The sequence below is a fragment of the Cryobacterium sp. genome (assembly GCF_025463825.1).
Classification (GTDB): domain Bacteria; phylum Actinomycetota; class Actinomycetes; order Actinomycetales; family Microbacteriaceae; genus Cryobacterium.
In genome coordinates this window covers 43,861-50,565 of the sequence record NZ_JAODBG010000004.1, presented here as the reverse complement: position 1 = coordinate 50,565, position 6,705 = coordinate 43,861, and the positions used below count along the sequence as shown (strand labels likewise).

Here is a 6,705-nt window from a genome sequence, read left to right as displayed (position 1 = left end):
GCCGCTCCGCGGGTGGCGCGCAGGGCGCGCACCGGCGTGTGACCCGCGCGACGCGCAACGCGGGCGCCGCGCCGCTCCGCGGGTAAGGCGCCGACGATCGTGGGAGTGGCTGGCTCGTCTGCCGCCTCCGCCGCGTGCTATTCCTCGTCCTCATCCTCGTCGGGCTCCTCGATCAGGATCCCGTCGAGCGGCTCGCCGCCGTACTTCCGGTTCGCCACCGACATCACGTCCGGCCACATCCGGTGTCGCGCTGTGGCCACCGGCCCGCTCGGGAACCGCATCGCGCGCTGGTTGGCGTTCCCCGTCACACTCACCACGCCGACGACCGTGGCGACCTCGCTGCTGGCGCCACTCATCCAGGTGTCCTTGGCGCCATCGGTGGTTCCGGTCTTGCCGATCATCGGGTACCGGGGAACGGTGCCGGTGTTGGACTGGGTCGCAGTCCCGCCGGTCATGACCCGGCTGAGGGCGGCCACCATCTGCCGCGCGGTCTCCGGCCGCACCGACTCCGCGCACCGAGACGCGGGGATGGGCACCTCGGCGCCGTCGGCGCCGACCATCCGGTCGATCACGATCGGGCTGCAGGTGACACCACGGTTGGCGATGCCGGCGAATGCCACCGCGAGGCTCAGCGGTGCCACCTCATTGGTGCCGATGACCGACGCCGCGCTCTGGCTCAGCGGATCGCCGTCGGCCCGGTGCATACCGAAGGACTCGGCCATCTTGCGGATGCCGCAGAGGTCCAGCCGCTTGGCCATGCCGATGTAGCCGGTGTTGATCGACCGGATGGTGGATTCGAGGGCACTGTAGTTGCCGCCGGACTCGTTTGCGTCGTTCTTGGGCTTCCAGCCCTCCCGGTCGTAGTTCTGCGGGCCGAGGCAGCTGTCCCGGAAGGTTCCCCAGCGGGACTTGGGCGCTGAATCGACCCGCTCGCCCAGCGCATGCCCGGTGTTCAGCCACTCGGCGAGGGTGAAGACCTTGTACGTCGACCCGGGCTGGAAGCCGCGGGAGCCGCCGTCGATGAAGTCGGTGTTGTAGTTCACGCTCGTCCAGTTGTTACCGGTGGCCTGCACCTCGGGGTCCTGGCTGTAGTCCTTGTTCTGCGCCATGGCGAGCACCCGGCCGGTGCCCACCTCCACACTGGAGATCACCGCGCCGACGTCCCAGCCCGGCTGGGACTTTGGCACGTTCTCGTTCAGAGTCGTGACGGCCGCGTGCTGGAGGTCGAGATCGAGGGTGGTGTACACGTCGAAGCCGCCGCGGCGGAGGTTCTTGGTGCGGGTCTCGTCGTCCGGGCCGAAGGCCGGGTCCCTGGAGAGCACGTGGATGACGTAGTCGCAGAAGAAGGCGTCGGCCAAAGCGGTCTGGCATCCGGTGCTGGGTTGGTTGATCACCGGTTCGACGGGTGTGGCGACGGCCTCGTCGTACTCGGCCTGGGTGATCTTTTGGTACCTGAGCATCTCGCCGAGGATGTAGTCGCGGCGCTTCTTGTTGTCCTGGTAACCGTTGGCCGCCCCGTTGGTCTCGCTCTCCGGCCGGTCGAGGCGGAACTTGTCGGGATTGTTCACGATGGCGGTGAGGCTCGCCGCCTGGGCCGCGGTGAGGGTGGCCGCCGTGCTGGAGAAGTAATAGTCGGCCGCCGCCTCGATCCCGTAGACCCGGCCGCCGAAGCCGGCGATGTTGAGGTACTGGCGCAGGATGTCGTTCTTGGCATATTTCTTCTCGACCCCGATGGCCAGCCGCATCTCCTTGAGCTTGCGGGTCACAGTGGTCCGGGTGGCGTCGTCGTAGCAGTCGGCGATTTCGGCCTCGGTCGCCAGGGTCTCACAGCGCTGCACGAGCACGTTCTTCACGTACTGTTGGGTGATCGACGACCCGCCCTGCACACTGCCCTTCAACACCGTGGTCAGTGCGCCGCGCACCGTGCCCTGCATATCGACGCCGCCGTGCTCGTAGAAGCGGGGGTCCTCGCCGGCGATCGCGGCATCCTTCACGTTCTGCCCGATGGCGTCCCAGCCCACCTCGACGCGGTTCTGGTCGTAGAGCGTCGCGAGCAACACTGGCGTGCCGTCGGAGCGGGTGGCGTAAATGTTGCTGCGCTGGGCGAGCGGTTCGATGGCCAGGTAGTCCGGCAGGTTGGTGAACGTGCCGATGGTGCTGCTCGCGGTGACGCCGGTGAGGGCCAGAACCGGGGTCAGGCTCACCGTGATCAGCAATCCCGCGACGGCGCTGCTGGCGGTCAGTCCGAGAATCGCGCTGAGAACGCCGCCGAGTGATCGCGGCGGCGTGACCCCGGTGCCGTTCATGCCGTTGGTGCCGTTGCCCGCCATCGCCTCGACTCCCCCTTCGTAACGTGGAGTTCAGCCACTTAACGCCCACGGAGCGGCTTCCGCTAGGGGCCGGCCCCGGCTGGCGGAGGTTAGAGTGGCGTGTCACGTTCTCAGGAGGAAAAATGGCCGGACCGGCAATGCCCAATGTGCCCACCAGGCGCAACGTCAAGGTGCTCACCGATGCGATCGCGACCCTGGAGTCCGGCACCGGGGTCAGCGCGATGTTCCTGACCAAGCGCTATGGCGCCTTCACGATCGAGGGCGCCGCGTTCATCTCCGCCTCCGTGAAGACCCTCACCGTTGGCGGCCGCTCCATCGAACAGAATCTCAAGCCGCACAAGTCGCTGCAGGCCCTCCAGGCGGATGCCGTCACCGACGATTCCGCGGCTGAACCGGTAATTCCGGGTGACGCAGCCGACGCGCCGGCGACTCCGGTGGTGCAGCACGGCGACCTCGTCACGGCCCGGTTCGTCGACCCGGCCTACGGTCCGTTCACCGTGACCGGCGTCAGTGTGGCCTCCGAGGTCAGCGACGTCGTGCTCGTCGGTGGCTGGTTCCTGAGCCAGGCCGGCTCGAACGCTCCCCGCCTCGTGAGCGTCGAGGTCCTGGCCGAGAGCGGCACCCACGAGTACCCGTTGCCGCCGCGGATCGCCAGCTTCGGCGACGACGCCGAGGGCGCCACCGAGTATTGACCGCCGCACAGGTCGGTCGGCGTGGGGTGTCCGCATGAGCATCCCGCCCAATTTCAGCATCGTCACCCTCGGCGTGGCCGACCTCGAGCGATCCGTGGCCTTCTACCGGGCCCTCGGATGGGAACAGCGCGGCGACCGGGCGGTGGGAATCACCTGGTTCCGCACCTCGGGCACCTGGATCGGCCTGTTCGGCCATGCCGAGTTGGCCGCGGACGTCGGCCTGCCCGCCGATGCCCCCGCCGCCTATCGGGGCATCACTCTCGCACTGAATTTCGGGTCCGTCGACGACGTCGACGCCGCGTTCGCCTCCGCGCTCGACGCCGGTGCGCGGCTAGTCAAACCGGCCACCCGCGCCGACTGGGGCGGCTACTCCGGCTACTTCGCCGACCCGGACGGCCACCTCTGGGAGGTCGCGTTCGCACCCGGCTTCCCGGTCGCCGACGACGGCACCATCGAGATCGCCGGGTAGGCGGCACGATCACCTGGTCTTGAGGGTGAGGGTGGGCGCGGCGGGAGCACGGCTGGCGGACACCTGCACTCCGGCGCGCACGCTCTGGCCGGCGGCGACCGGCCCGGCCCAGTCTGCGCCGGTGCAGGTGACCGAGGTCTTGACCGTGACCGTGCAGGTCATCCCCCAAGCGTTGACGATGCCCGTCGCGGTGGCATCCGGCCAGGTGACGCTCCAGCCCTTCACCCCGGTGGTGCCGGTGACGAGCACCTCGGCGACGTAGCCGGCGCCCCAGGAGCTTTGCAGATTCCAGGCCGCCGTTGCGCCGGTTCCGGTGGTTGGCTTCGGCGTCGCAGACGCAGACGGCTTCGGCGCCGCAGACACAGACGGCTTCGGCGTCGCCGGCGGAACGGTTCCGGTCAGCAGCGGCCGGATCGCCGCGAGCTTCGCCGCTTGCGGCGTCACCCAGTCATCGGCGACGATGCCGCCGGTGTCCCCGCTGTTGGGGTTGAACGACCAGTACGCGAAGCTGGTCTTGTTCGCACCGAGGTAGCCGACCAGCGCGCTCATCCACTGCGTATCTGAGGTGGTTTCCAGTTTGCTGCCGAACTCCCCCACCAGAACCGGCGCGATGCCGCGCTTGCTGATATACCCCCAGTTCGCATCCCACACCGCGGTGAGGTTGGCCGGGTAGTTTGCGGCGCTGAACCACTTCTGTGCGTAGACGGAGGCCGGGTAGTCGTGCGGGGAGTACACGACCTGGTGCGCGACCTTGAGGGTGACCGGCTTCGCCGCGACGCCGCTCAGCCCGCCGCCCCACCAGGTGGAGGTGCCGTTGGGCTGGTTCTCGACCCCCTCGATGAGGATCAGCAGTTTCGGGTTGACCGCCAGCACAGCATTGCCGCCGCGGGTGGCGGCCGCCTGCCAGTCCGTGGCGGCGTTCCCGCAGCCCCAGCAGGCCGGGCCGTGCGGCTCGTTGTGCAGGTCGACACCGATGACGGTGGGGTCGTTCTTGTAGCGGGTCGCCAGGGCCTTCCAGTCCGCGATCCAGCGGGCTTCACTGTAGGTGGCGGTGTACCAGAGCTCGGACTGGGATCCGGAGTCGGGCCGGTGCCGGTCCAGGATGACGTTGAGCCCGGCGGCAGCGGCGCGGCTGATCACAATGTCGAGCACCTGCTGCGGGGTCTTGTTCGCGAGGTCGGGGTTCACCGCGTAATTGATCGAACTCGTCGCGGACGCGGCGAGGCATTCGTTCGAGAACGGCACCCGCAGGGTGGTGAATCCCATTGACTTGATCTGCGCCAGTCCCGCAGCCAGGGAAATCGACCAGAGTCCGTGTGGGGCACAGTTCGTCGTCTCCATGCCGAACCAACTCACCCCCTTGATCACATACGGGGCACCGGATGCCGTCACGATGCTGCCGCCCGCGGTGTGCAGCCAGCCGGATGCCGCGGGGGCCGTCGCCGCGGGAACTATTGCTGCGGGAGCTGCGGCCGCGGGAACTGCGGCCACCGGCGCTGCCGCCGCTGTGCCGCCGAGCAGCACGGTCGTCAACGCGAGCGCCAGGATGCGACGCCGTACCCGGAACGCGAGGTGCGCGGTCATCAGTCCCCCAAATGCCATGGCGCCGAATGGTGGCCCTCGCTCAGAGTAGGGGCTTTCCGGCGCCCGGCACAGCGGGTGCGGGCAATTTGTCACGGCCGCACAACGCCGAACGACCCGGCAGCGAGGCTGCCGGGTCGTCGGGGTGGAGAAACGTGGGTTATTCGGTCTTCCTGGTCCCCGAAGCGAGGGTCAGGAGGGCGTAGCCGAAGAGGCCGGACAGGACGCCCATGCCGATGGCGAAGGCCGAGACACCGAATGAGACCACCGAGGTGAAGAGCGAGGTGCGCAGGAACGATGCGTTCATGACGGTCGCACGCAGCGGGTCGTCCTGGTCGAGCTCGGCGTAGGTCTTGCTGTCGGCCATCGCGAGGGCGTGGTGGTTGATGATGTCCGCCTGGGCGTAGGCGGAGAACGGTCCGACGACCGGTGCGCCGGCCAGGAAGGACGCATCCTCCGCGACGGTGATCTGCTCGGCGGCGAGCTGTGAGCTCACCACTCCCCAGACGACTCCGCCACCGATGATCATGACGATTGCGCCGAGGATTCCGGCCCAGCCGATGAGCTTGATGACCTTGGTCTTGGTGGCGCTCAGGGCGGTGGCCGGAACAGTTGCTGTTGACACGATGTTGCCTTTCGTTGTGATTCTGAAGATACTAAGAGTCTTGCAGGGTCACAACAGTCGGCTTAGGGTCCAAAGTCCTATGCGTGTGTATTGATTCGGGGATTGTTCTTGTCGCCCTAGAAAACGGTGAGCCCGCGCGCCTCGAACTGCCCGCGCACCCGGTTCAGCAGGTCGTTCTCCGGCGGGTGCACTCCGTGCAGGGGGTACGGGATGCTCAGGCGGTCCCACTTGTCTTCGCCCATCTGGTGGAAGGGCAGCACCTCGACGCGTTGCACGTTGGGCCAGCTGGAGACGATGTCGATGACGGCTTCGACGTTGTCGACGGCATCGGTGAGGCCGGGAACCAGAACGAAGCGCACCCAGACCGGGATGTTGCGCTCGGCGAGCCGGTCGCCGAACGCGATGGTCGGCGCGAGTTCGCGGCCGGTGACCGCCTTGTACGTTTCGGGGAGGCCGGACTTGACGTCCAGCAGGACCAGGTCGACGTTGTCGAGCAGCTCGTCCGAGGCACTCTTGCCGAGGTAGCCGGAGGTGTCCAGGGTGGTGTGCACACCGAGGGCGTGCGCCTCCTTGAACATCCGCTTCACGAACGCGGGCTGCATCAGCGGTTCGCCGCCGGAGATGGTGAGGCCGCCGTTGGTGGCCTTGAAGACGCCGAGGTAGCGGGTCATGCGGGCGACGAGTTCGTCGATCGGTGTGACCAGGCCGTCACGCACCTTCCAGGTGTCCGGGTTGTGGCAATACTGGCAGCGCAGCAGGCAGCCGGACAGGAACAGGGTCATGCGGGTGCCGGGGCCGTCGACCGCAGTCACGAGCTCCCAGGAATGCACACTGGCGACGGTGCCTTCGCGGATCGCCTTCATTTCGAGGGTGTGCAGTTCGGCCTTGCGGTCGACGTCGTTCAGGGCACTGATCTCGTCGGCCACGTCAACCGAGAGGTCGACGTGTTCGGCGACAACAGGACAGGCAACGCTGGGGAAGCCGAGGTTGATTGCGGTCATGGTCTCG

Annotated in this window: 6 protein-coding genes; 2 read left to right on the top strand and 4 right to left on the bottom strand. The window is 67.7% G+C overall.

Annotated elements, in window-relative coordinates; translation table 11 throughout:
• Positions 1-137: 137 nt before the first annotated feature.
• Positions 138-2,330 carry a transglycosylase domain-containing protein gene (locus JWP54_RS00475; RefSeq protein WP_297366222.1) on the bottom strand — a complete coding sequence of 731 codons (2,193 nt, stop codon included), beginning with the start codon at positions 2,328-2,330 and terminating at the stop codon, positions 138-140.
• A gap of 122 nt (positions 2,331-2,452) precedes the next feature.
• On the opposite strand from JWP54_RS00475, the gene JWP54_RS00470 reads away from it, so the two are divergent.
• A complete protein-coding gene (locus tag JWP54_RS00470) occupies positions 2,453-3,022 on the top strand; it encodes a hypothetical protein (protein ID WP_297366221.1) in 570 nt (189 codons plus the stop codon).
• Positions 3,023-3,056: 34 nt separating this feature from the next.
• Positions 3,057-3,491, top strand: a complete 435-nt coding sequence (locus JWP54_RS00465) for a VOC family protein (RefSeq protein WP_297366220.1) — start codon at positions 3,057-3,059, stop codon at positions 3,489-3,491.
• Between the two features lie 9 nt (positions 3,492-3,500).
• Here the strand turns inward: JWP54_RS00465 and JWP54_RS00460 are convergent, their stop codons facing one another.
• From JWP54_RS00460 to pflA, 3 genes are all read right to left on the bottom strand, one after another.
• Complete coding sequence (locus JWP54_RS00460; RefSeq protein WP_297366219.1) at positions 3,501-5,093, bottom strand: cellulase family glycosylhydrolase; 1,593 nt, start codon at positions 5,091-5,093, stop codon at positions 3,501-3,503.
• Between the two features lie 139 nt (positions 5,094-5,232).
• Positions 5,233-5,697, bottom strand: coding sequence for an aromatic ring-opening dioxygenase LigA (locus JWP54_RS00455; protein ID WP_297366218.1), 465 nt, complete (start codon positions 5,695-5,697; stop codon positions 5,233-5,235).
• A 116-nt stretch (positions 5,698-5,813) separates the two neighbouring features.
• Entirely contained in the window at positions 5,814-6,698 is an 885-nt protein-coding gene (gene pflA, locus JWP54_RS00450) for a pyruvate formate-lyase-activating protein (RefSeq protein ID WP_297366217.1), read from the bottom strand.
• Between the last annotated feature and the right edge of the window lie 7 nt (positions 6,699-6,705).

Bases quoted from the DNA above. Each gene is read 5' to 3' on its own strand.
- JWP54_RS00470 (WP_297366221.1), top strand. From the start codon at position 2,453: ATGGCCGGACCGGCAATGCCCAATGTGCCCACCAGGCGCAACGTCAAG.
- JWP54_RS00475 (WP_297366222.1), bottom strand. From the start codon at position 2,330: ATGGCGGGCAACGGCACCAACGGCATGAACGGCACCGGGGTCACGCCG.
- JWP54_RS00465 (WP_297366220.1), top strand. From the start codon at position 3,057: ATGAGCATCCCGCCCAATTTCAGCATCGTCACCCTCGGCGTGGCCGAC.
- JWP54_RS00460 (WP_297366219.1), bottom strand. From the start codon at position 5,093: ATGGCATTTGGGGGACTGATGACCGCGCACCTCGCGTTCCGGGTACGG.
- pflA (WP_297366217.1), bottom strand. From the start codon at position 6,698: ATGACCGCAATCAACCTCGGCTTCCCCAGCGTTGCCTGTCCTGTTGTC.